The organism is Brevibacillus sp. FSL K6-2834, assembly GCF_038592925.1.
Classification (GTDB): Bacteria; Bacillota; Bacilli; order Brevibacillales; family Brevibacillaceae; genus Brevibacillus; species Brevibacillus borstelensis.
Genome location: NZ_CP151945.1, coordinates 1500775 through 1521883 on the forward strand (window position 1 = coordinate 1500775; position 21109 = coordinate 1521883).

Consider the following 21109-nt stretch of genomic DNA (forward strand, 5'->3'; position numbering starts at 1 on the left):
GCCTTTTGGGCATAGACAAAGATGACCTGTTGATTGCTTATGTCAATCGACAGGTCATCTTTGCGTTTGGGATCTTTCCTACAGTTGCTCAAGCAGCCGCCTGAGCTTCTTTTCCTGCTCCCGCCGCTTTTTCCTCATCGCGCGATCCTCTTCCTGCAGCGCTCGCAGCAAAGAGAAACACATCAGGGTCAAAATAACCGCAAAGGGCAGCGCAGCGACGATAGATGCAGTCTGCAGTCCTTCCAGCCCGCCGCTTAGAAGAAGGACGACAGCGGTAGAGGATTGGAGAATACCCCAGGTTATTTTTACCGGATTGGGCGGATCCAGCTTGCCGCCCGAGGAGAGCATCCCCAGGACGAATGTGGCGGAATCGGCCGAGGTAATGAAGAAAATGATAATCAAAAGGGTGGCGACCACCGACAGGATCATCCCCATCGGGAGCTGTTCCAGCGTAATGAAAAGAGCGCTGGAGACGTCCTGCTTTACCGCGTCGCCGATGGGGGCGTGCTCGTAGATCTCCAGATGGAGAGCGGTTCCTCCGAAGACAGAAAACCAAATAAAACTGAGCACAGTCGGCACCAGAAGGACGCCGATAATAAACTCCTTGATCGTTCGGCCTTTGGATACCCGGGCAATAAATGTGCCGACAAAAGGCGCCCAGGCAATCCACCAGGCCCAGTAGAACAGCGTCCAGTTGGCGATCCAGTTGCTTTCGGTAAAAGGCATAAGCCGCATGCTCATGGAGACGAGATTTTGCAAATAGCTTCCCAATGTGTTGGTAAAGTTGTCGAAGAGAAAGGCGGTCGGGCCAAAAATCAAAGTGAGCAGCAAAAGGGCCAAGGCCAATACCAGATTGGTATTGCTCAAGATTTTGATCCCTCTGTCCAGACCGGAGGTAGCAGACCACAGGTACAGGACGGTAATGACGGCGATAATCGTTATCTGGACCGTGATATTGCTCGGAATCTGGAAAAGATGGCTCAATCCGCCGTTGATTTGCAGCGTTCCCAATCCGAGGGAGGTTGCGACTCCAAAAGCGGTTGCGATCACGGCGAGAATATCGATCAGCTTGCCGATGGGACCGTTTACCCTGTCACCCAGAAGGGGGTAAAACGTCGAGGAGATCAAGCCTTTTGCGCCTTTGCGATACTGGAAGTAGGCCAGGGAAAGGGCGATGACGGCATAAATCCCCCAGGGATGAAGCCCCCAGTGAAAAAAAGCGTACCGCATGGCTGTACGGGCCGCCTCGGATGTTTCGGCTTCAACGCCGACGGGCGGGGAAAAATAGTGGGACACAGGCTCGGCGACGCCCCAAAAGACAAGCCCGATTCCCATACCAGCGCTAAACAGCATGGAAAACCAGGTAACCGCCGAATACTCCGGCTCGTCATCATCGTCCCCGAGCCGAATCTGGCCGTATTTGCTGAAGGCCAGGAAAATGCAAAAGACGAGGAAAAAGAAGGTAACCAGAAGATAAAACCAGCCAAAATTGGAAGTCGTAGCATGCAGGACATTGGTCGCTGTTTCTGTAAGCTGAGACGGTGAAAAAAAGCCCCAGAGAACAAACAGCAGCACCACCGCCAATGAGATGGCAAAGGTCATGGGAGCCCTCCTTTGTCGGACTTTGCGAGATGAAATGCAATGTCAGGAAGCCGAAATCGAAAATGGAAGATATCAGTGGTATAGAATCCCACGAACCGGGCTTGTTTATCCTCTGTGGCTAAAAAGAACCATCTCGTTTTCACATGCGGGCCGATTATTGCTCCGGAATCGGAGCAAACATCTCGATGAAATGGCGTGCTGCCTTGGAGAGATGGCGTTCCGTCTGCCAGACGATGGCGGACGACGAGGTGATCGAGGTGCCAGTGATCTCCAGACGGCTGATATTGGCGTTTCCCTGCGTCTCCCAAGCAGAGCGGGGGACGATCGCAGCGGCAACCCCGGCCCCGACCATACTGACGATCAGCGAGAGGTCAGGACATTCACAGATCACATGCGGAGTCACGCCCAGGCGGCCAAATTCCTTGACCAAAAGCTCATAGATGCCGAGTCCGGGCGTACTGGGCATGATCAAAGGGTGGTCAGCGATTTCCCGCATATGGATACTATCTTTTTGGGAGAGCGGAGAAGAAACGGGAACGATCAGGACAAACGTTTCCTCCAAAAGCGGGATTGTCGTACAATGCGCCAGCGAATGGGGGAGCCTGACGATGGCGACTTCGACCGTTCGCTGCTCCAGCCATTGGCTGAGAAGCTGTGTGTCTCCTTTCCACACCTTGTAGGTGATCAACGGATAGCGCTCCCGAAACTGGCGGATTTGCTCGGGCAAGCGGTAGGAGGAAAGGGCGCTCACGCCGACAGACAGAGTCCCGCGAACGCCTTCGCCCGTTTCCTTCACCTCGGATATGGCTTCCTCCATCTGGTGGACAAGATTTAATGCCTGCTTGTACAAGGTGACGCCCGCTTGTGTCAGCGCGATTTTTTTTCCAGAGCGCTCGATTAGCTCGACACCCAGCTCCTCTTCCATCTGCTTTAATTGCTGGCTGAGCGGTGGTTGGGCCATACGCAAGCGTCTGGCTGCTCCGGTGATTTGGCCTTCTTCTGCGATCGCGATAAAATAGCGCAATTGACGAATATCCATGAGTCTGCCTGCCTTTCATATGTAAAACGTATGATACGGAGATAAAACAAATTTTTTTTATATCGATAGAGCTATGTTAGCATATGTTTCGGAAACTTACATGAGCAACAACAGAGAGAAAGAAGGGACATATGTGCGCAGTTTGTTGGAGAGGATATTTCATCTGCAAGCGAGTCAAACCACTGTAAAAAAAGAAATAATGGCCGGTTTTATCGCCTTTGTCACGATCGTGTATATCGTCGCAGTCAATTCCTCCGTTTTGGAGGATGCCGGCATCCCGCTCGAAGCCGGCATTCTGGCGACTGTGCTGACCGCCTTTATCGGATCGATCCTGATGGCTTTTTGGGCCAATGCCCCGATGATTTTGGTCCCTGGGATGGGGATCAACGCCTTGTTTACGTACACGCTGTGCAATACGATGGGCTTGCCATGGCAGGAAGCGCTGGCCGCTGTTTTTCTGTCGGGGGTCATCTTTGCCGCCATTGCCTTTACGGGAGCGGCAACCGTGCTGTCCAACGCCATTCCCGATTCGCTCAAGGAAGCGATTACGGTTGGAATCGGATTGTTTCTCACCTTTATCGGGCTGCAAAAAGGCGGCCTGGTCGTGACCAATCCCTCCACCTTTGTAGCGCTCGGTGACCTTTCCCATCCACAGGTATGGGTTACGCTTGCGACTCTGCTATTGACGCTTGTCTTGTTTGTCCGAAACGTCCCCGGAAACTTTTTGATCGGGATCGCCGCAGGTACAGGAATCGGCTGGCTTGCCGGATTGGTTCATCCGGGACAAGGCATGTCCGGGATTTCCTTTGATTCCTACGGTGAGGTGTTTGCCGCATTTTCGTTCTCGCACATCGCAACGCTTCCGTTCTGGGTGGCGACGTTCTCCTTGGCGATGGTGATCGTGTTTGAAAACATCGGCCTGGTTCACGGACATACGCAAATGGCAGGACAGCCCGAGAAGTTTCGCCGCAGTCTGCAGGCAAACGCAATTTCGTCCGCCTTGTCCGGCATCCTGGGCACCAGTCCGACGGTTTCGACCGTGGAGTCTGCTGCGGGAATCGCAGCGGGAGCTCGTACTGGACTAGCTTCTCTCGTCACGGGAGTGCTTTTCTTGCTGTCGCTGCTGTTCTTGCCGGCCATCAAGCTGATTCCGGACAGCGCGATCGCTCCGGTATTGATCATCATCGGGGCGTTGATGCTGCAAAACGTGCAGAACATCAATCTCCGCGATTTTTCCGAGGGATTTCCCGCTTTCCTCATCATTGCCCTGATTCCCCTGTCTTACAGCATCGTTGACGGGATTGCCTTCGGATTCGTCGCTTATCCGCTGCTGAAGGTAGCATTGGGGAAAAGCAAGGAAGTGCCCGCGCTTTTGTACGTCGTTGCAGGGTTGTTTTTGCTCAATATGGTACTGCCGATGCTGACTTGATAGGCTGCTGCACGGCTGCTGTTAAAAACGTCTCGGACTTCCTGTGGAAAGCGAGACGTTTTTGCTTTCTTTGTAATTCTAAATATTTACATTATTTACAAAAACGATTATGGTAGAGAGAAGGGATTGAAATAAAAACAGGGATGTGGCAGAGCTATGAGAAAATCCTTAACTACAGGCTGCGCTATAGCGCTTTTGATTGTTCTCGCCGGACTTCTAAAAAACGATTACCAATGGATTATGACCTGGACGTTCTATTCGGCTGCCATTCTGTTTACACTAGGTGCGCTAGTCAGCTTCTCTTCGCTTCAGTCAACCGCCGAGCCACCGGCCTATTTTCAACAGCCCCAGCAAGAGCACAAGGACAACAAGAGCAGGATCAGGTGGACATCTTTCTTCTTTCTTGCGGCATTGCCAAATTTGTTTGTATATGGCGCATTTTATTTCTTTTCAACGTAAAGGATAGGCCCCGGGCGAGAAGTGTAAGCTGCCCGGGTTATTTGTTGACAATGATAATCTTTATCAACTAAAATGAAGACACACCATATTTTTTCAATTGTGCGAAGAGGAGTGTGCTTCATGTTTATAGAAACGAAAACGATTACGGTCAAGGAAGGGACCTCCGATCTGGTCGTGAACCGGTTCAGCCAGGCGGGAGAGATTGAGAAGTCCGAAGGCTTCATCGATTTGAGCGTTCTGGTTAAAAAGGTGCGCAGAGGAGACGAGGAAGTAATCGTCATGATCCGCTGGGAATCGGAAGAAGCGTGGAAAAAGTGGGAAACGAGCGAAGCTCATCTGGAAGGCCACAGACAGAGCAGAGGCAAGCCCAAGCCGGAGCATGTGATCAGCGTCGCACACGGCGTCTACGATGTAAAAGCGGTCAAGAAAGCGTAAAACAGCGCGGGAGCCCGTTCAGGGAACACCCGCGTTTTTCTATGTCCTTTTCCTCCTCAAGCTTTGCCAAAACGATCCCAAAAGCCCCTCCATAAGCTGCAAGCTCCCAGAAGCCAAACATATCATGAAATGCTGCTGGGAAGAATAGGGTGTGCATCATAGAGCGATCGCAAAGGAGGGTCAACACCAGTGGACAGCATGTCAGTACGTATCGGAAGAGACTCCCTGGGAGAGGTGAGAATCCCTGCAGATGCCCTGTACGGCCCGCAGACACAGCGTGCAGTCGAAAATTTTCCTGTCAGCGGACTCAGGCTGCCGCGGGCTTTTATCCGTGCGCAGGGACTGATCAAGGCTTCCGCGGCTCATGCCAATATGACCTGCGGCCAGCTAGATGAACGGAAGGCCAGGGCCATCATCCAGGCGGCAGAGGAAGTGATCGAGGGAAAGTGGGACGGCCAGTTCGTCGTCGACGCTTTTCAGGCGGGGGCGGGAACCTCGCAAAACATGAACGCCAACGAAGTGATTGCCAACCGCGCGACCCAGCTTTTGGGCGGACAAATCGATCAGATGCTTGTGCACCCGAACGATGACGTCAATATGGCCCAATCTACCAATGACACGATACATGTCGCGATCAACATCGCCGGTGCAGAGCTGGTCCAGCACGAGCTCTTGCCTGCGTTGGACCGTACGGTAAAAGTGCTGTGGGCAAAGTCCGAGCAGTTTATGGGGATCATCAAGGCCGGGCGCACACATTTGCAGGATGCCGTCCCGATTCGCATGGGACAGGAATTTTCCGGCTACGCGCAAAGCTTTGCAAATGCACGTGAACGCATCCGGCAGTCGGCTGAGCGGCTGTATGAGATCGGACTCGGCGGAAACGCTGTCGGCACCGGGATCAATGCCCACCCGCAGTATGCCGAGCTCGCCATCGAGGAAATTGCCAGACGAACCGGCCTGCCTTTTGCCCAGCCGCGCAACCGCTTTGCCTTTATGCAAAATACGGCTGCCGCTCTGGAGGTTCATTCTGCGTTAAAGGAGCTGGCCGTGCACGTCATCAAGGTGACCAGCGACCTGCGTCTGCTGAGCTCCGGTCCCCGCACCGGCCTGGCTGAGGTTCAATTGCCCGCGGTGCAGCCCGGCTCGTCGATCATGCCGGGCAAAGTCAACCCGGTGATGCTGGAGATGTCGTACATGGTGGCGGCACAAGTCATCGGCAATGACGCCACGATGACGGTGGCGGGATGCGGAAGCCAGCTGGAGATCAACGTCATGATGCCGGTGATCGGCTACAACCTGCTGCAATCCATCACGATCCTGAGCAATATGCTGGATGTGCTGCGGGAAAAATGTCTGGAAGGGCTGGAAGCAAACGAAGTCCAATGCGCCAAGTGGATGGAAGCGAGTCTTTCTCTGGTGACGGCGCTCAACCCGCTGATCGGTTACGACAAGGCAGCTGCTCTGGCCAAGCAAGCTTTTTCGGAAAACAAGACACTTGTGCAGGTCATCCGGGAAGCAGGGCTCTGGTCGCCGGACATTGAGGAGGCGCTGCGGCCGGAAAAAATGGTTTGATATTTTTTTTTCGTTTTCAAACATGCTCCATCAGCCTAGCGGGCGAATATCCTGACAGGGAAAAAGCGAAGGAGTCAGGATATATGAACGGATATTGGTGGGGACCGTATGGCTATGCCACTTATGCGCCGATTTGGCCTGTGGCGATGGACCGCCATGATGATCGGGCAGCTGTTGTGTTGCGGATGATTCAGGAAGGCATCTCAGGTGAGCGCAGCGACGAGCTTTTTTACGACTACCTGATCACTGTTGCGCCGACCCAGCAGGAGAAGGACGTCATCACCGGCATTCGCGATGACGAGCGGAAGCATCGGAGGCTTTTCCGGCAGCTGTATACCCAATTGGCAGGGCAGCGTCCCGGGATGAGCGAAGAGGGAGAGACGTTTCAGAGACCTGCCAGCTATCTGGAGGGAATTGAACAAGCGTTGCTGGGCGAATTAAAGGCTTTTGAAAAATATCGCACCATCTACCGGTATATACCGCAGCAGTACCGGGACACGATTTTTGAAATCATGACGGATGAGTTAAAACATGCCAGCTACTACAACTGGCTGTATGCCAAAAACAAGTGATGGCGTGTCTGAGGCGGCCAGCCGAGGAGGAGCCTTCGCAACAGGGGAGCACATACGGTTTGACCACGGCCATGCAACGACGAAACGGGCTGGTGGGAGAGCCGCAACGGAAGAAAGTCGGAGCTGGCGGTATCGTGCGATAGTGCTACAGTCATAGCCGTCTGAAGCCAGAACATGGCTTTAGGCGGTTTTTTGCTGGAAACAGGAGGAGTGTACAAATCTTTGCGTAAAATTTACATAACATTTAGACAAGTTCTATAGAATCAGGATAAGAACCGCAAAAACAATCAAGGAGGGAAGTACACGATGAATCCGTTGATGAGGAAGGGAAAACGGAGCTGGCGTCACCTGGTGCTGGCCGCAGTGCTCATGATTGCGACAGTGCTGCCGTTCGGACTTGCGCCAAAAGCCGAGGCCGCTGTCGCCGGGCACGTAGTGATCAGCGAGATTTACGGCGCTGGCGGGAACAGCGGGGCAACTTACCAGCACGATTACGTCGAGCTGTACAATCCGAGCGGACAAGCCGTTTCGCTGAACAACTGGTCCGTTCAGTACGCCGCTGCAGACAGGGAAAATTGGCTCGTAACGCCGTTGTCGGGCAGTATTTCCGCCCACAGCTACTACCTCGTCCGGCTGGCGAGCGGCGGAGCCAATGGAAGTGCCCTCCCCAGCGCTGATGCGACCGGCGGCACGAACATTTCCGCCACGCGAGGAAAAGTAGCGCTGGTCAGTCATGCGACAGCGCTTTCCGGCAATCCCGTGACTGATCTGGCCGTGATCGATTTTGTCGGCTACGGAACGGCAAATGCGCACGAGGGAGAAAGCCCGGCCCCCGCTCCTTCGGCTGCGAAAAGCATTGTCCGGAAAAGCAGCGAGTCCGGATTCGTGCCCGGGAAAGGCAGCGCCTGGGATACGGATCATAACGGCGCTGACTTTCTCGCCTGGGAGCCGCAGCCGCAGAACAGCCAGAGCTCCCCGGAAGAGCCGGGAGAAGGCGGCGGAGAGCCGGGAGGAGAGGTGCCGGAGGTCAAGCCGATCAGCGAGGTGCGGACGTCGTCTTCGGGAACGCTTGCATCCGTCCAGGGCATTGTCACTGCCGCTTTCGAAGCTGGCGGCAAGACGAACGTCTTTCTGCAGGACGAGACGGCGGGCATGCTGGTGCGTGCGGCGGGTCTCGGCAATATCGTTCGGATCGGCGATGAAGTCCGGGCAACCGGGAAAGTGAATGATTACTACGGGCTGCCGCAGATCGAGCCGGCCAGCACAAGCGATGTCGTGATCGTACAGGAGAACGCGGGCGTCCCCGAGCCGCAGGAGGTCATCTCGACAGACTTTAGCGCTGCAGCCGGGGAACAGTTCGAGGCCGAGCTGGTCACAATCAAAAATGTGACCGCAGGCGCAAGGGACAGCAAAGGGAATGTCACTTTGACCGATCCGCATGGGGCCTTCATTGCCAAGCCGTACGATGCTGCTCTGCTCAAGCCGGGGGCGTTTTACGAACGCTTGACCGGGGTCGTCACCTACGATTTTAACGAGTATAAGCTGGTCCCCCGCTTGGCCGAAGACGTGATCGGCGATGGTGGAAGCCAGCCGGACGCCCTGCGCATCCGCGACATTCAGGGCAAAGGGCACCGTTCTCCGTATGAGGGAGCAAACGTGTCCCGCGTGGAGGGCATAGTGACAGCAGTGGTAAACGGCAATTCGGGAACGGTCGGGTTCTACATGCAGGACCCTGAGCCGGACAACGACCCTCGCACTTCGGAAGGCATCTATGTCTACGAACCGGGTGCAAATGTCCGGGCGGGCGACAGAGTAGAGGTCAGCGGAGCGGTCAAGGAATACGTCAGCAAGAGCCGGGAAGCGACCGACCTGACGCTGACGGAAATCGACGCCGCTTCCGTAGCAGTCAAGGAGAGGGGCTTGCCGCTCCCTGCTCCGGTCGTTCTGGGCGAGGGCGATTATCCATACCCGAAAACGGTGATCGACAATGACAGCTTCTCCCTTTTTGATCCCGAAGAAGACGGCATCGACTTCTGGGAAAGCCTGGAGGGAATGCTCGTTCGGGTCGATCAGCCGCGCGTCGTAGGGGCGACCAAGACCTTTGCCAATCCGCCGAGTGTGGAATTCGTCATTCTCTCTGACAAGGCGAATCCCGATAAAGAACGCACTCCTGCCGGAGGTATCCCGATTGCGGCAGACAATTACAATCCCGAGCGAATTACCATTGCCGACAAGTTCGTTGCGGGAGCTCCCGAGGTCAAGGTGGGGGATGCGTTCGCCGGGCCGATCGTCGGGGTGATCGACTACAGCTTTGCCAACTTCAAGCTGTACAACACGGAGCCCCTGCCTGCCGTCGTAGATAGCGGCTACGAGCGGGAGGTGACCACGCTCGAGCCTGCCGAAGACCGCTTGAGCATCGCGACCTACAATATCGAGAACTTCTCCGCCCGGGACAAAGCCGACAAGATAAACGGTATCGCAGAATCTATCGTTCACAATCTGAAGCAGCCTGACATCGTAGGTGTAGTAGAGATGCAGGACAACAACGGACCGGAAGACAATGGCGTGACAGATGCCAGCCAGTCGGGCCAGGCGCTGATCGACGCCATCGTGCGGGCAGGGGGAGCAGCATACCGCTACGTCGATATTGCCCCGGAGAATAAAAAGGACGGCGGACAACCGGGCGGCAATATTCGCGTCGGCTTCCTCTACAATCCAGACCGTGTCAGTCTGGCGGACCGGCCGGCGGGTGATGCGGTGACAGCGGTACAGGTCGAAGCGGAACAGGGGACAACCCGCCTTTCCCACAATCCTGGACGCATCGACCCGCTCAACCCGGCCTTTCATGAAAGCCGCAAGCCGCTCGCTGCTGAATTTATTTTTGACGGCAAGCCGGTGTTTGTCATTGCCAACCACTTTAACTCAAAGGGCGGAGACGATGCACTGTTTGGCGTGAAGCAGCCGCCTGTTCTGGTGAGCGAACAGCAGCGCGTCGAGATCGCCAAGGTCGTCAATGGCTTTGTCAAGGAGATTTACGAGGCTGATCCTGAGGCAAACGTAGTCGTGCTGGGAGATTTCAACGATTTTCAATTCTCCCGTCCGCTGCAGGTGCTCGAAGGAGACGAACTGACCAACATGATAACCACGCTGCCTTTGAGCGAGCAGTACACGTATAACTATCAAGGCAATGCTCAGGTACTGGACCACATTCTCGTAAGCAATCACCTTGCCGAGAAAGCAGAGATCGACATCATTCACATCAATGCCGACTTTACGAAAGAGGACGGGCGGGTGAGCGATCATGATCCGGTGCTGGTGCAAATCGAGCTGCCGGGCTCTGACACGAACCCCGGAGATGTCACGCTGGAGAAGCAGAAGGCGTTGAACAGGCAAGCGGCAAGGGAAATTCTCTCGGCTGCAGATGAGGAGAGCGTCCTCAGCCAGGCAGATCTTGCTGGAAAGAGCCTGCAAAAGCTGATCGGAGCTTCGAGCATAAAGGCAGTAGACAAATGGGCAGCTATCGAGGATACGATCCAGACCGTACTGAAGGCAGTCGTCGAGCAAACAAAAAGAGGGATCGTCGACGAGAGCACGCTGTCGGCACTCACAGCGGACTTCCTGCAACGGGCTTTTGAGCCTGCCATTCGCTCAGGAGCCCTGACAGACGCCGGCCAACAGGCGCTTGGGGCCTTGCAGGCTCTCCTGGAGACAGTCGTTCTGTCCATTGACGAGGATGAACGGACTGACGACCTGCTGGAGCAGCTGCAATCTGTTGCCGATACTTTGCTTGCAAAGGCCGGCGTCATTGCTGTGGAGCGGGGCGAGGAGCTGGATGCCGGGGACGAACAGGTGAAGCTTGTTCTCTTGGTACTGGAAGCCCTCGATAAGGCGTTCGATGACAGGGACGAAAAAGTCGGATTCGAGCCATCCTTGTCCATACAGGTGCTGAAAGCGGATGAGGAAAAAGACCAATCCGAAGCTGCGGTCACGCTCGGCAAAGAGGTGACGGAGCGATTGGCCGAGATCGAAGCGACCGCCCGTCTGGAGGACGCCAGCGGAGCATGGGTGCTGCTGTCAAAAGACGCGATCGACAGCTTCGAGGGCGAGCGTCTGGGCATTACAGTAGAGCCGTCTGATTCTCCCGAGGCCCCTGCAGCTTTCAAGGCGGCAAGCGAAGTATATACGTGGGAGCTTAAGGTAAACGGAGAGCCAGTCAAAAGCCTTGACGAAGGCGCCGCCATGCTGGGAATTCCCGTGAAAACGGAAGTCTCGCGGAATGTGAAGGTGTTTCTGTATGAGAATGAAAAATGGAAACCACTCACAGACAAAAAAGGCAATCCGGCAAGAGTAACCCTGACCCATGATGTCGCCGTATTTACGACGGAAAAGGCGGGACTTCTGGTGCTGGGAGAGGAGCAAAAAGAGCAGGAAAAGCCGCCGGTGGTGCGAGCCCTGATCGTCAAGGATCGCAACTACAAGCTGAAGCCCGGCGAGGAAGCACAGCTCCAGGTCACAGCCAATCTGGGCAATGGCGGGAAACACGATGTGACCAGAGACGCCCAGATCGAGTATGTATCGGATCATCCCGAGCTCGTCGCCGTCAGCGACGAAGGATTGATCCAGGTCTCGGATTCGGCCAAGGACAAGGACAAGGCCGTGATCACGATTACCTACGGGGGCAAGTCAGTCGATGTCCAGGTCAGTGTGAAAAAGAAATAGAGTGGGAAACGCAGAGGGTGTCCCAACGTCTCGCGCAGACGGAGGGGGACCCTTTTTGCTGTCAAAGAAGGCACAATGAACGACTACCTCAAACGCAAGACAATTTGGACAATTTTTGCGGAGTGTGATAGAAATGGGAGAGAAACGATTATACTGGAACATGGGAAAATGGAGGCGGAAACCAAGTGACGGATCATCACAATGAATCACACACCGAAACGGTTACACAAGTCATCGGCGCCATGCAAAATCAAATGGATGATTCCTCCACGACTCTGAACAAGCTGGCGAAAATCGCGATGTACAGCCCGTTCCATTTCGACCGCATGTTCAGATCGGTCACCGGCGTCCCGCCCCGTCAGTTTTTGGCTGCCCTCCGGATTGACCGGGCCAAGGAATACCTTGCGACGAGCGATTTGCCCATTACGGAAATCGGACAGCGGGTGGGGTACAGCAGCTTTGGCACGTTTTCCACCCGTTTTGCCAAGCTGGTCGGCATCTCGCCGCAAAAATTCCGCCAGCATATGGACGTCTGCAAGGAGCGTGTACGAAAGCACTACGAGAATAAGCGAGAAGCCGTTTGTCCGCCATCGCCTTCGGTCGGAATCAGCGGCAGTGTATGGGCCCCTGACAGCTTTGACGGCTTGATCTGTATCGGGCTTTTCGCCAAGCCCATTCCCATGGGTACGCCAAAAGCCTGCACGATGGTGTTTCAATCCGGCTCCTTTTGGCTGCCACCGGTTGCCGATGGGACCTACTACCTGCTGGCGGCGGCGTTCACTTGGGATGAACCGCTGATGGAGTATTTCCTTCCCCGCAACAATCTGCGCGGAAAAGCGGCGGGAGCCATTCGCGTGAAAGAAGGGCAGTTCTTTGGCGACACCCGGATTTTCCTGCGGCCGCCAAAGGCGTATGACCCACCCGTTCTCGTCTCTTTGCCCCTTTTGATCACGCGATTTTTGGACGAGGCCGAGCGTCTGCCAGACGACGGAAACAGACAAGAGGCCATCGGTGCAATCTGACTAGAGGACTTTAAATAAGCCCGTAAAAGACCTGCAGTTGTAGAGATGAAACGAAAGAGAAATAAGCAAAGGTCTTTGGGACACCTACCCAGGCGGAATGGAAAAAGCGGAACACGCACTTAGCGTCCAACCTCTGAGACACCCCCAGAAATCGCTGCTTTTGGACGCGTTCCGCTTTTGGAGTGGAGCCGGCCAGTCCACTCCCCCGGCAAGTGTCCCACCGTACCCTGAGCGTTTTCTCTTTCGTTTCACTCCTCCCCGAAAGCCCGATCCAAGCGCTTTTTCTTCAAAGCCCGACTAAAGCAAATTTCTTTAAACCCGACTGAGAAGCCTACTCTTTCGCTCTCTGCCAATACTCATAAGCATGAACCGCATTCCCCTTGTAAGAAGAATGCTCCTCCAAAAGCCCGGGAAGCATGTCCAACTGCCGCCGCATTTCCGCTTTTCCCTCCTCATGGAAAGAGACATAATCCCCCTCATGGCTTTCCTTCATCTCCACAGCGATGATCATCTCCTTGCCGAGTTCATTGGCAAACCGCAGCTCATCCTGGACAATGGCGGCAATCCCTCCTGCACCCTCGGCGCGGTCGCGGAAAGCCATCAGCGTGATGTGGTCGTGCTGCTCAATCATCCATTTGCTGAAAGACGTGTCAGGATCGCCTGGCACGTGAAAGCGGTCCAGCCAGACTGCAAGGTCGCTGCTGGTCACGAGGCTGCCGCCGCCTTCCTTGCTTTCGGACACGAACGCTTCGATATTGCTCATCCACTGCTTCAATACGCCCTCCGGATCTTCCCGCCAAAGGGGGAGGACGTACGGCTCGATGTCCAGATGAATGCCGCGGAACTGCTCTTCGGGTGCGGCACTCCTGTTGTACGCTTTTACGTAGCGGACCAGCCTCAGCATTCGTTCCCTGTTTGCCTCCAGCGCCCATACCGGGTGGCCGCCCATCGCGTGGACTTCGATACCCGCCGCTGCCGCTTTTCCTGCCAGTTCGCGGTATGCCTCGAAAGGCTGCTCCAGATCGAGCCGGACATACAACAGGTTGATGCCTTCCTGTTTGGCAAAGGAAACGATTTCATCCGCTTGGGTAATGGCTACATCCGCATGCCACACGTATGTACCGAGCAAAGGCTTGTCGTGAGGCAGCGGCTGGATAGGCGGTGTTTCTGTCTGGTTCAGACTCTGCCAGTAGAGGTAATCATGAACGGCTGTTCCGGCAAAAGAAGGGTGCTTGCTCAGTCGTTTCTCCACCAGGTCTAGCTGCCGCTCCATGACCTCAGGCCCTTCTTCGTAAAAGGAAGTGTGCCGCTGGCTGGGCATCTCCTTTACGTTTACCGCGACGAGAACCTGTTTTCCGAGCCGATCCGCTATGCCAAGCTCATCTGAGACCAGCGCCTCGATCCCGTTGGGTCCATCCACACTGTCTCGATAAGCCATCAAGGTAACGTGGTCGAATGTATCGATCATCCATTCGCTAAGAGTGGTGTCCGCAACCCCGGGTACAGGGATGTTGTCGAACCAGACGGCGAGATCTGTGCTTACTTCCAGCGCCGGATCGTTCCGGGCTTGCTCGACGAAAGCTTTCATGTTGGCCGTCCACTGCTTCAGCACCTCTGCTTGATCGGTGTTCCACTCGGGCAGGAGGTAGGGCTCGATGTCGAGGTGCACCCCATCGATTCGTTCTTTGGCGTCGGCCTCGCTGTTGTAGCGCGATACCCAATCCAGCAGGTCCAGCATGCGTCCGCGGTGGCTGGCAAGAGCCCAGGCGGGGTGTCCTCCCAAGGCGTGCACTTCGATACCGGCTGCATGCGCCTCTTGCAGAAACGGGCGATAGTAGTCGAACGGCTTTTGCCTTTCGATGCGAAGATAGATCGTGTTGATGCCGTTTTGCTTGGCAAATCCGAGAATGTCCTGCCGCTTGGCATCGATCAGCTCTGCTTGCCAAATCCACGTCGCTTTTTTGGTTTTGTCGGGAGAGGAAAAGCCGAAGAGAATACTCGCTGCTACACAGAGAAGCACGTACAAAAACCGGGACTGTCTCATCATTTTGTTCCTCCATCAAAAATGCGTAGTAGGCTGTCATCAGGTGAAGTTCTTGCCGTGTCGGCCGAAACGAATAAGAGTCTCGGCAACAAATTTTTACCATCGTAGTACAGGGAGGCAATGGCTCACAAGCACAGAAAAGACTAGTTTCTTGTGAAAAAGAACCCAAAGAGCAGACGGAACAAAAAAACAGGGCCGACCCTCCCGGATCGCCGCGACAGCAGTCACGGCGAAGGAAAAGAGGGGCAGCCCTGTATCTGAATGATTCAATCCGGTTGTCGTATACGGAAAATGGTCTATTACAGACGGGCCATGCCCATCGCTTTCTCTGCCTTGTACAGCATCTCGTTTGCCACATCTGCCGCTTTTTTGGCGCCAGCGGTGAGAATATCGTCCAGCTCCGGCGAACCAAACAGCTTGTGGAAGCGATCCTGGATCGGTTTCAGTGTTTCGACCACTACTTCGGCCAGTTCGGTTTTGAACGCTCCATATCCTTTGCCGTCATACATGGCTTCCAGCTCCTGAATCGATTTGCCGGAGCAGAGGGAGTAGATGGTCAAGAGGTTGGAAATTGCCGGTTTGTTCTCTTTGTCGAAGCGGATCGAGCCTTCGGAATCCGTCTGCGCCCGTTTCACCTTTTTGACGATGGTGTCGGGATCGTCCAGCATCGAGATGAAGCCGCCCTGGTTGGGGTCGGACTTGCTCATCTTTTTGGTGCCGTCCTGCAGCGACATGATGCGAGCGCCGACCTCGGCCACCCGAATGTCCGGAATTTTGAAGACTTCGCCGTAGCGGTTGTTGAAGCGGGCAGCCAGATCGCGGGTCAGCTCCAGATGCTGTTTTTGATCCTCGCCGACAGGGACAAAATCGGTGTTGTACAAGAGGATGTCGGCTGCCATCAACGGCGGATATGCCAACAGGCCGCCCGGGATCGATTCGCCCCGTCCCGAAGCTTTGTCCTTGAATTGTGTCATGCGCTCCAGCTCTCCGACGTAGGAGGTGCAGAGCATGATCCAGCCGAGCTTGGCATGAGCAGGAACCTCGGATTGAACAAACAGGGTGACCTTCTCAGGGTCCAGGCCGACAGCCAAATAGAGCGCGGCCAGACGGCGCACATTGTCCTTCAGTACGGCAGGCTCTTGCGGCACGGTGATCGCGTGCTGATCGACAATGCAGTAAAAACAGTTGAATTCATCCTGAAGCGGCACAAAGTGCTTCATCGCTCCAAGATAGTTGCCTAGCGTGAGGATGCCGCTGGGCTGAATGCCGGAAAAAATCGTTTTCATGTCAACATTTCTCTCCTTTCCAAAATGGGAACGAAAAATAAAAAAGGTCCATTCGTCCGAATAGGGACGAATGAACCGTGGTGCCACCCTTGTTATTCCGGGCAAACACAGACCGTGCTTGCGTGGAATCTCTTTACCCGTACCAGTGATACGGTGCCCGTTGTAACGTGTGGACTATTCACGCCAGAGCCTACTGCCGGTAAGCCCGGGTTCGGTCTGGAGCTCGGAAGCCCATTCAACATCCATTTGACACTGATTCGCACCAACCATCAGCTCTCTTAAGTCTCCTGTGATGTCTACTCTTCTTCCTCATCGCCGAGTTGTCATCCTTTGAGGAGTTATTTTACTCTCAACTGAAAAAAAAATCAACCGGATTATTGACAGCAAGATTCATCAGGTATAAAACTAACTCATAAGTTATATAGCTCAAAAGTTAGTTTTAAGGAAGTAAAGGGGGAAAGGACATGATTGCGTGGCTTGATTCCATATGGGAGCTATCCGTTGTTTTATGGCTGCTGCCGATCGCTTTTATTTGCCACGATCTGGAGGAGATCATCACGGTAGAAAAATGGCTGGCCGGAAACAGGGAACGAGTGCTCAAGGTGCTTCCGCCCAAAGCAGCCCGTTTTTTAGAGCCGTCCCTGTCGATGAATACCGCGCAGTTTGCTGCCGCAGTGGCCTGTATCTTTCTCGTCATCTCCAGCGCTACGGTATTGGCAGTGACAACGCTGTCGACCGGAGCTTATTTGCCCTTTTACCTGGTGTGCGTGCATGTCATGTTCCTGCATGTCTTTACCCATGTGGGGCAGTCGATCCTTCTTGGCAGCTATACCCCCGGAGTTGTGACGGCGGTAGTGGTCATATTGCCGTACTCCTTGTACGCCTATTATCGCCTGCTGGCATCGGGAGCGGTCAGTTGGGAGCTGTTGTTTTCCACCCTGCCGTTTGTCCTTTTGATCATCCCGGTTTTGTTCTCGGCTCACTGGCTAGGCGAGCGTCTGGTGAAGCAATAAGCGATTATCAATATTCATTGTCCATTGTTTATTGTTCATTGGTCTTTGACTTGATTCCCTCTCAGCCGCAAATTTGCTATGGTAAGAGGAAGGATAAAAAGACTGCCAGCACGAAAGAGGGAGCTTACTTGAAGCTGCGTTTGGGGATCATGGGAGCCGATGATTCACTGGATATCATCCGTTCCGTCGTAAATGACTATGCCGAGATCGAATGCCTTCCCATCGTTTATTGGACGGAAGAGGAAATTTTTGACCTGCTCGAGCCTCATGTGGGCCAGGCGGACATGTGGCTGTTCTCCGGCCAGGTGCCGTATTCCATGGTAAAGGAATGGGGCAGGATCAAGACGCCGATGGCCTATGTTCCGCATATCGGCGCCAGCCTGTACCGGACACTGCTCCATATTTCTCACGAGAAAAGCATTACTGTCAGCGAGCTCAGCTTTGATACGTTTTCGTCTGACGAGTTTTCGCGTTTGCTGGAGGAGGCGGGTCTTTCCACTTCCCGAATCTGGCTGAAATCGTACGCGGGAGCGATTCATGCAAGCGAGCTGGCTGACTACCACGAGACGCTGTGGCGGGAAGGCAAGACGAAGGCGGCCGTCACTTGCCTGCGAACAGCCCAGATGGAACTGGAAAGACGCGGGGTGCCGGTTTACCGCGTATTGCCGACCCGCGCAGGCGTAGAGGCCGTCCTCAGTATGCTGCTGCGGACCTATGAAATGCTTCAGTTCAAGGATACGCAGATTGCCGTCCAGATGATGGAGATCGATTCGTTCAAAGGCTTGACCAGCGGAACATTTTCTACAGACGAGCTGTACAATCTGGAGATCAAATCGACGGAAAAGCTGCTGCGCTACGCAAAGCAGCTGCAAGGCTCCCTGAAGATTGCGGGGCCGGGCCGGTACGTCATTTTTACGACAAGAGGCATCCTGAGAGACTTTACCCGTGACTTTGTGGCGGCTCCCCGCCTGGAAGAGCTGTCGGGCATCCAGGACGAGATGGTCACCTGCGGCATCGGGATCGGCAAGACGGCCTACGAAGCGGAAATCCACGCAGGAACGGCGCTGCTCCACGCCAAGGAGAGCGGACCGGGCTCCTGGATGGTGTTCTTCGACGACAAGCGAATCGCCGGACCTCTGGGGAAAAGCGAGCAAATTACGTTTAGCGGCGCTTCCGGCCAGATCCAGGAGATCAGCCGGCAGACGTCGCTTAGCGTCCAGACGCTCAGCAAGCTTCAATCGATTTTGAAGAAGCGCGGCTCGGCCGAGATCAACGCGCATGAGCTGGCCATGCACATGCAGATCATGCCGCGCAGCGCCCGCCGCATCCTGATCGAGCTGGAGACGAAGGGTATTGCGACCGTCGTCGGAGAAGAGAGTCCGCATCCGCGAGGAAGGCCGCGAAAGGTGTATCGGATCGAGCTTTGAGAGAGAGTTTGAGCGTGTTTTTGAACAGGTCCTCACGAGACTTTCGGCGGAAAGAGGAAAGGGGGAACGAGGGTGGGCACGTGGAAGGGGAGCAAGTGGCGGCGTTTTGTCAGTTATTTGGCGTATTCGATTTTCTGCGGCATTCTTATTTTGCAGATGCTGCGTGTGCAAGTTCTTCTCCAGGAGCAGGTCAGAGTGACATTTAAGTCGATGCCGCTTCTTGTCTACTCTGCGTTTTTTCCTGTCATCATCGGGATATTGCTCGGGATACCCGGCTTTGTCCGCACCTGCAGACAGCCAGCGGCCTGGAGCTTTGACTGGGTGAAATTCATTGCTGTCGGAGTCCCGTCTCTGTACGGTTCGCTTTTTATCTGGCTGTATTTTTCTCCTGTCGGAAGCAATTTGCCATTTGCTTCCATCGTACTGGGCTTCGGCGGTTCGACTTTCCCGGCGATCTGCGGGATCGTTTTCGGCTATATATTTATCGGGTGTTTTCGGAAAGCGGAACGGAAGGATGCGAAGCAGAGCGCGCCAATCTCTTAAACAAAAAACAGATGCCATTTCCTGGAGGAACAAAACAGCGATTGACAACAGCCGAGAAATGGCATACTTTTAAATTAGATATTTAGATGATTGTCTAAATGTCTAATAACCAAGATTTTATGTTCCCAAAAAGGTCGTGGTTTTGTGAATGATACCTTTAAAGCGCTGGCTGACCCTACGCGCCGACAAATCATCCGGCTGTTGAAGGAGAGAGATATGACAGCAGGCGAAATCGCCGATCACTTTGCCATGACAAAGCCCAGCATCTCCCATCATCTCAGTTCATTGAAACAGGCGAAGCTGATTTTGGATGAGCGGCAGGGGCAGAACATCGTGTACTCCTTGAATACGACAGTTGTGCAGGATGTCATGGGCTGGTTTTTGGAGATTATTGGGGACCGGAAACCTGAGAAGGAGTGAAAGGCATGAATCAAGCGGTCAGTATCATGATCCTGTTGGTACCCATCCTCATCGGATTGTTTACGTACAAGGACTTGCCCGAACAGATGGTCATCCACTTTGGGCCGGGCGGGGAGCCGGACGGTTTTCAAAGCAAAGGAACGTTCTTTTTGACCTACATTCTGATCAGCATCGTGATTTTTGCAATCGTTGCATATACCCGCAAAATTGACCCGAAGAAGCAAAATTACGAGAAATTCGAGAAAGCGTACGGCATCATCCGGCTGCTCACCGTCCTGATTTTGAGTGCAGCCTTCAGCCATCTGCTGGCTTATAACCTCGGGATGCGGGCGATAGGCGCGGACGTATTTGCCAACCTGATCATCGGGGTCCTCTGGCTCGTGATCGGAAACTATCTGCCGCAGGTGAGAAGCAATTATTTCATTGGAATCAAAACGCCATGGACACTGGCGAGCGAAGAGGTGTGGCGCAAAACCCACCGGATGTCGGGGCCGCTCTGGGTAATTGCGGGACTGTTTGCGATCTTGTCGGCATTCCTCCCTGCCATGCGTGACGCGAGCTGGCCGCTGCTGGTCGTGATCGGCTTGTCCGTCGGGGTACCGGTCATTTACTCTTACATGGCGTATCGCAGGCTGGAGGGGACGAAGGGATGAAAAGTGGAAGCATGCACGGCTACCCCTCATACGGCAAAGCATATGTGCCCCTGTTTGTTGCCGGACTGATCGGCGTGATTGCACTCGTTCCCACATCTGTCAGGCAGCTTCAAAATGTGCCCGGATTGCCTGACATGCCGGTAGCGGTGCTGGCCGCTCTGTCCATGCTGCAGCCTCTGATCCTGCTGGCGATCTCGGTTGCTGTGGGAACATGGCTGGCTCCACGGGTCGGGCTGACATCGCTTGTCGCCGACAAGGCGACGAAAGGCGAGCCGTTTTGGAGCCGATTGCGTCCGCAGATGCCTGCTGCCATCGTTTTTGGCATCGCGGCAGCGGTCATTTTGCCTCTGCTCGACATTTTCTTTCAGCCGTGGCTGCCCGCAAGCCTTGCGGGCGGGGCGCCTCCGCGGGATCTCTCCTTTACCATCAGCGCCATGCTGTACGGAGGCATTACGGAAGAATTGCTGCTGCGCTGGGGCATGATGTCGCTCCTGGCGTGGCTCGGCTGGCGCCTGTTCCAGCGGGGGAGAGAGATTCCGGGAGCTGCGGTTATGGTCACCGCTATTGTCATAAGCGCTCTGCTGTTTGGCATCGGACATCTGGGAGCGGTGGCCGTCCTCGCTCCGCTTACGCCTATGCTGATCATCCGTACCATCCTGCTGAATGCCGTGGGCGGAATTCTTTTCGGCTGGCTGTTTTGGAAGCATAGCCTGGAAGCAGCCATGGTCGCCCACGCGGCGGCACATGTCGTGATGACGCTTATGGCGCTTGTGCTTGCTGCTCTAGGATGATTTTGCCTGCGGAAGGGCTGGGAGCGCTCGTGAAGAGCAGTCCCGGCTCTTTTTTTACTATGTCCAAACCGTTTTTCTTCCTC

At 54.6% G+C, this 21109-nt stretch carries 17 protein-coding genes and 1 other annotated feature; of the genes, 13 read left to right on the forward strand and 4 right to left on the reverse strand.

The window, feature by feature from the left end:
- Positions 1-78: 78 nt before the first annotated feature.
- The gene (locus NST96_RS07520) at positions 79-1602 is read right to left on the reverse strand and encodes a BCCT family transporter (protein WP_024983135.1); all 1524 of its coding nucleotides are present in this window, start codon (positions 1600-1602) and stop codon (positions 79-81) included.
- A 154-nt stretch (positions 1603-1756) separates the two neighbouring features.
- Complete coding sequence (locus NST96_RS07525) at positions 1757-2641, reverse strand: LysR family transcriptional regulator (RefSeq protein ID WP_003388071.1); 885 nt, start codon at positions 2639-2641, stop codon at positions 1757-1759.
- 133 nt (positions 2642-2774) lie between these two features.
- On the opposite strand from NST96_RS07525, the gene NST96_RS07530 reads away from it, so the two are divergent.
- The 7 genes from NST96_RS07530 (at position 2775) to NST96_RS07560 (ending at position 12849) form a co-directional block, all read left to right on the forward strand.
- Positions 2775-4070, forward strand: a complete 1296-nt coding sequence (locus NST96_RS07530) for an NCS2 family permease (RefSeq protein WP_024983136.1) — start codon at positions 2775-2777, stop codon at positions 4068-4070.
- Between the two features lie 156 nt (positions 4071-4226).
- The gene (locus NST96_RS07535; RefSeq protein WP_003388068.1) at positions 4227-4529 is read left to right on the forward strand and encodes a hypothetical protein; all 303 of its coding nucleotides are present in this window, start codon (positions 4227-4229) and stop codon (positions 4527-4529) included.
- Between the two features lie 120 nt (positions 4530-4649).
- Positions 4650-4964, forward strand: a complete 315-nt coding sequence (locus NST96_RS07540) for an antibiotic biosynthesis monooxygenase (protein WP_024983137.1) — start codon at positions 4650-4652, stop codon at positions 4962-4964.
- 198 nt (positions 4965-5162) lie between these two features.
- Positions 5163-6536 (forward strand): class II fumarate hydratase, encoded by a 1374-nt coding sequence (locus tag NST96_RS07545; RefSeq protein WP_339168021.1) that lies wholly within the window; start codon positions 5163-5165, stop codon positions 6534-6536.
- 83 nt (positions 6537-6619) lie between these two features.
- A complete protein-coding gene (locus tag NST96_RS07550) occupies positions 6620-7108 on the forward strand; it encodes a ferritin-like domain-containing protein (RefSeq protein ID WP_024983139.1) in 489 nt (162 codons plus the stop codon).
- 306 nt (positions 7109-7414) lie between these two features.
- Complete coding sequence (locus NST96_RS07555; protein ID WP_243014672.1) at positions 7415-11827, forward strand: lamin tail domain-containing protein; 4413 nt, start codon at positions 7415-7417, stop codon at positions 11825-11827.
- 185 nt (positions 11828-12012) lie between these two features.
- Positions 12013-12849: a helix-turn-helix transcriptional regulator gene (locus tag NST96_RS07560; protein WP_003388064.1), complete on the forward strand. Its 837-nt coding sequence runs from the start codon at positions 12013-12015 to the stop codon at positions 12847-12849.
- A 331-nt stretch (positions 12850-13180) separates the two neighbouring features.
- On the opposite strand, the gene NST96_RS07565 is transcribed toward NST96_RS07560, so the two are convergent.
- Both NST96_RS07565 and trpS read right to left on the reverse strand, forming a co-directional pair.
- A complete protein-coding gene (locus NST96_RS07565) occupies positions 13181-14893 on the reverse strand; it encodes a hypothetical protein (RefSeq protein WP_243014685.1) in 1713 nt (570 codons plus the stop codon).
- Between the two features lie 299 nt (positions 14894-15192).
- Entirely contained in the window at positions 15193-16179 is a 987-nt protein-coding gene (gene trpS / locus NST96_RS07570) for a tryptophan--tRNA ligase (RefSeq protein WP_003388062.1), read from the reverse strand.
- Positions 16180-16238: 59 nt separating this feature from the next.
- Positions 16239-16501: a binding site (T-box leader), on the reverse strand.
- A gap of 142 nt (positions 16502-16643) precedes the next feature.
- Here trpS and NST96_RS07575 point away from each other — a divergent pair.
- The 6 genes from NST96_RS07575 to NST96_RS07600 all read left to right on the forward strand — a co-directional run bounded on the left by NST96_RS07575 (position 16644) and on the right by NST96_RS07600 (position 21026).
- Complete coding sequence (locus tag NST96_RS07575) at positions 16644-17192, forward strand: HXXEE domain-containing protein (RefSeq protein ID WP_172921056.1); 549 nt, start codon at positions 16644-16646, stop codon at positions 17190-17192.
- 128 nt (positions 17193-17320) lie between these two features.
- Positions 17321-18619 (forward strand): ArsR family transcriptional regulator, encoded by a 1299-nt coding sequence (locus tag NST96_RS07580; protein WP_243014673.1) that lies wholly within the window; start codon positions 17321-17323, stop codon positions 18617-18619.
- A gap of 72 nt (positions 18620-18691) precedes the next feature.
- A complete protein-coding gene (locus NST96_RS07585) occupies positions 18692-19162 on the forward strand; it encodes a hypothetical protein (protein WP_243014674.1) in 471 nt (156 codons plus the stop codon).
- Between the two features lie 144 nt (positions 19163-19306).
- Positions 19307-19582, forward strand: a complete 276-nt coding sequence (locus NST96_RS07590) for an autorepressor SdpR family transcription factor (RefSeq protein WP_003388057.1) — start codon at positions 19307-19309, stop codon at positions 19580-19582.
- 5 nt (positions 19583-19587) lie between these two features.
- Complete coding sequence (locus NST96_RS07595) at positions 19588-20235, forward strand: SdpI family protein (RefSeq protein WP_003388056.1); 648 nt, start codon at positions 19588-19590, stop codon at positions 20233-20235.
- Positions 20232-21026, forward strand: coding sequence for a CPBP family intramembrane glutamic endopeptidase (locus NST96_RS07600; RefSeq protein ID WP_003388055.1), 795 nt, complete (start codon positions 20232-20234; stop codon positions 21024-21026). Before NST96_RS07595 ends, NST96_RS07600 begins: the two co-directional genes overlap by 4 nt.
- The last annotated feature ends 83 nt before the right edge of the window (positions 21027-21109 follow it).

Bases quoted from the DNA above. Each gene is read 5' to 3' on its own strand.
- NST96_RS07575 (WP_172921056.1), top strand. From the start codon at position 16,644: ATGATTGCGTGGCTTGATTCCATATGGGAGCTATCCGTTGTTTTATGG.
- NST96_RS07550 (WP_024983139.1), top strand. From the start codon at position 6,620: ATGAACGGATATTGGTGGGGACCGTATGGCTATGCCACTTATGCGCCG.
- NST96_RS07525 (WP_003388071.1), bottom strand. From the start codon at position 2,641: ATGGATATTCGTCAATTGCGCTATTTTATCGCGATCGCAGAAGAAGGC.
- NST96_RS07520 (WP_024983135.1), bottom strand. From the start codon at position 1,602: ATGACCTTTGCCATCTCATTGGCGGTGGTGCTGCTGTTTGTTCTCTGG.
- NST96_RS07555 (WP_243014672.1), top strand. From the start codon at position 7,415: ATGAATCCGTTGATGAGGAAGGGAAAACGGAGCTGGCGTCACCTGGTG.
- NST96_RS07600 (WP_003388055.1), top strand. From the start codon at position 20,232: ATGAAAAGTGGAAGCATGCACGGCTACCCCTCATACGGCAAAGCATAT.
- NST96_RS07540 (WP_024983137.1), top strand. From the start codon at position 4,650: ATGTTTATAGAAACGAAAACGATTACGGTCAAGGAAGGGACCTCCGAT.
- NST96_RS07545 (WP_339168021.1), top strand. From the start codon at position 5,163: ATGTCAGTACGTATCGGAAGAGACTCCCTGGGAGAGGTGAGAATCCCT.
- NST96_RS07565 (WP_243014685.1), bottom strand. From the start codon at position 14,893: ATGAGACAGTCCCGGTTTTTGTACGTGCTTCTCTGTGTAGCAGCGAGT.
- NST96_RS07595 (WP_003388056.1), top strand. From the start codon at position 19,588: ATGAATCAAGCGGTCAGTATCATGATCCTGTTGGTACCCATCCTCATC.
- trpS (WP_003388062.1), bottom strand. From the start codon at position 16,179: ATGAAAACGATTTTTTCCGGCATTCAGCCCAGCGGCATCCTCACGCTA.
- NST96_RS07535 (WP_003388068.1), top strand. From the start codon at position 4,227: ATGAGAAAATCCTTAACTACAGGCTGCGCTATAGCGCTTTTGATTGTT.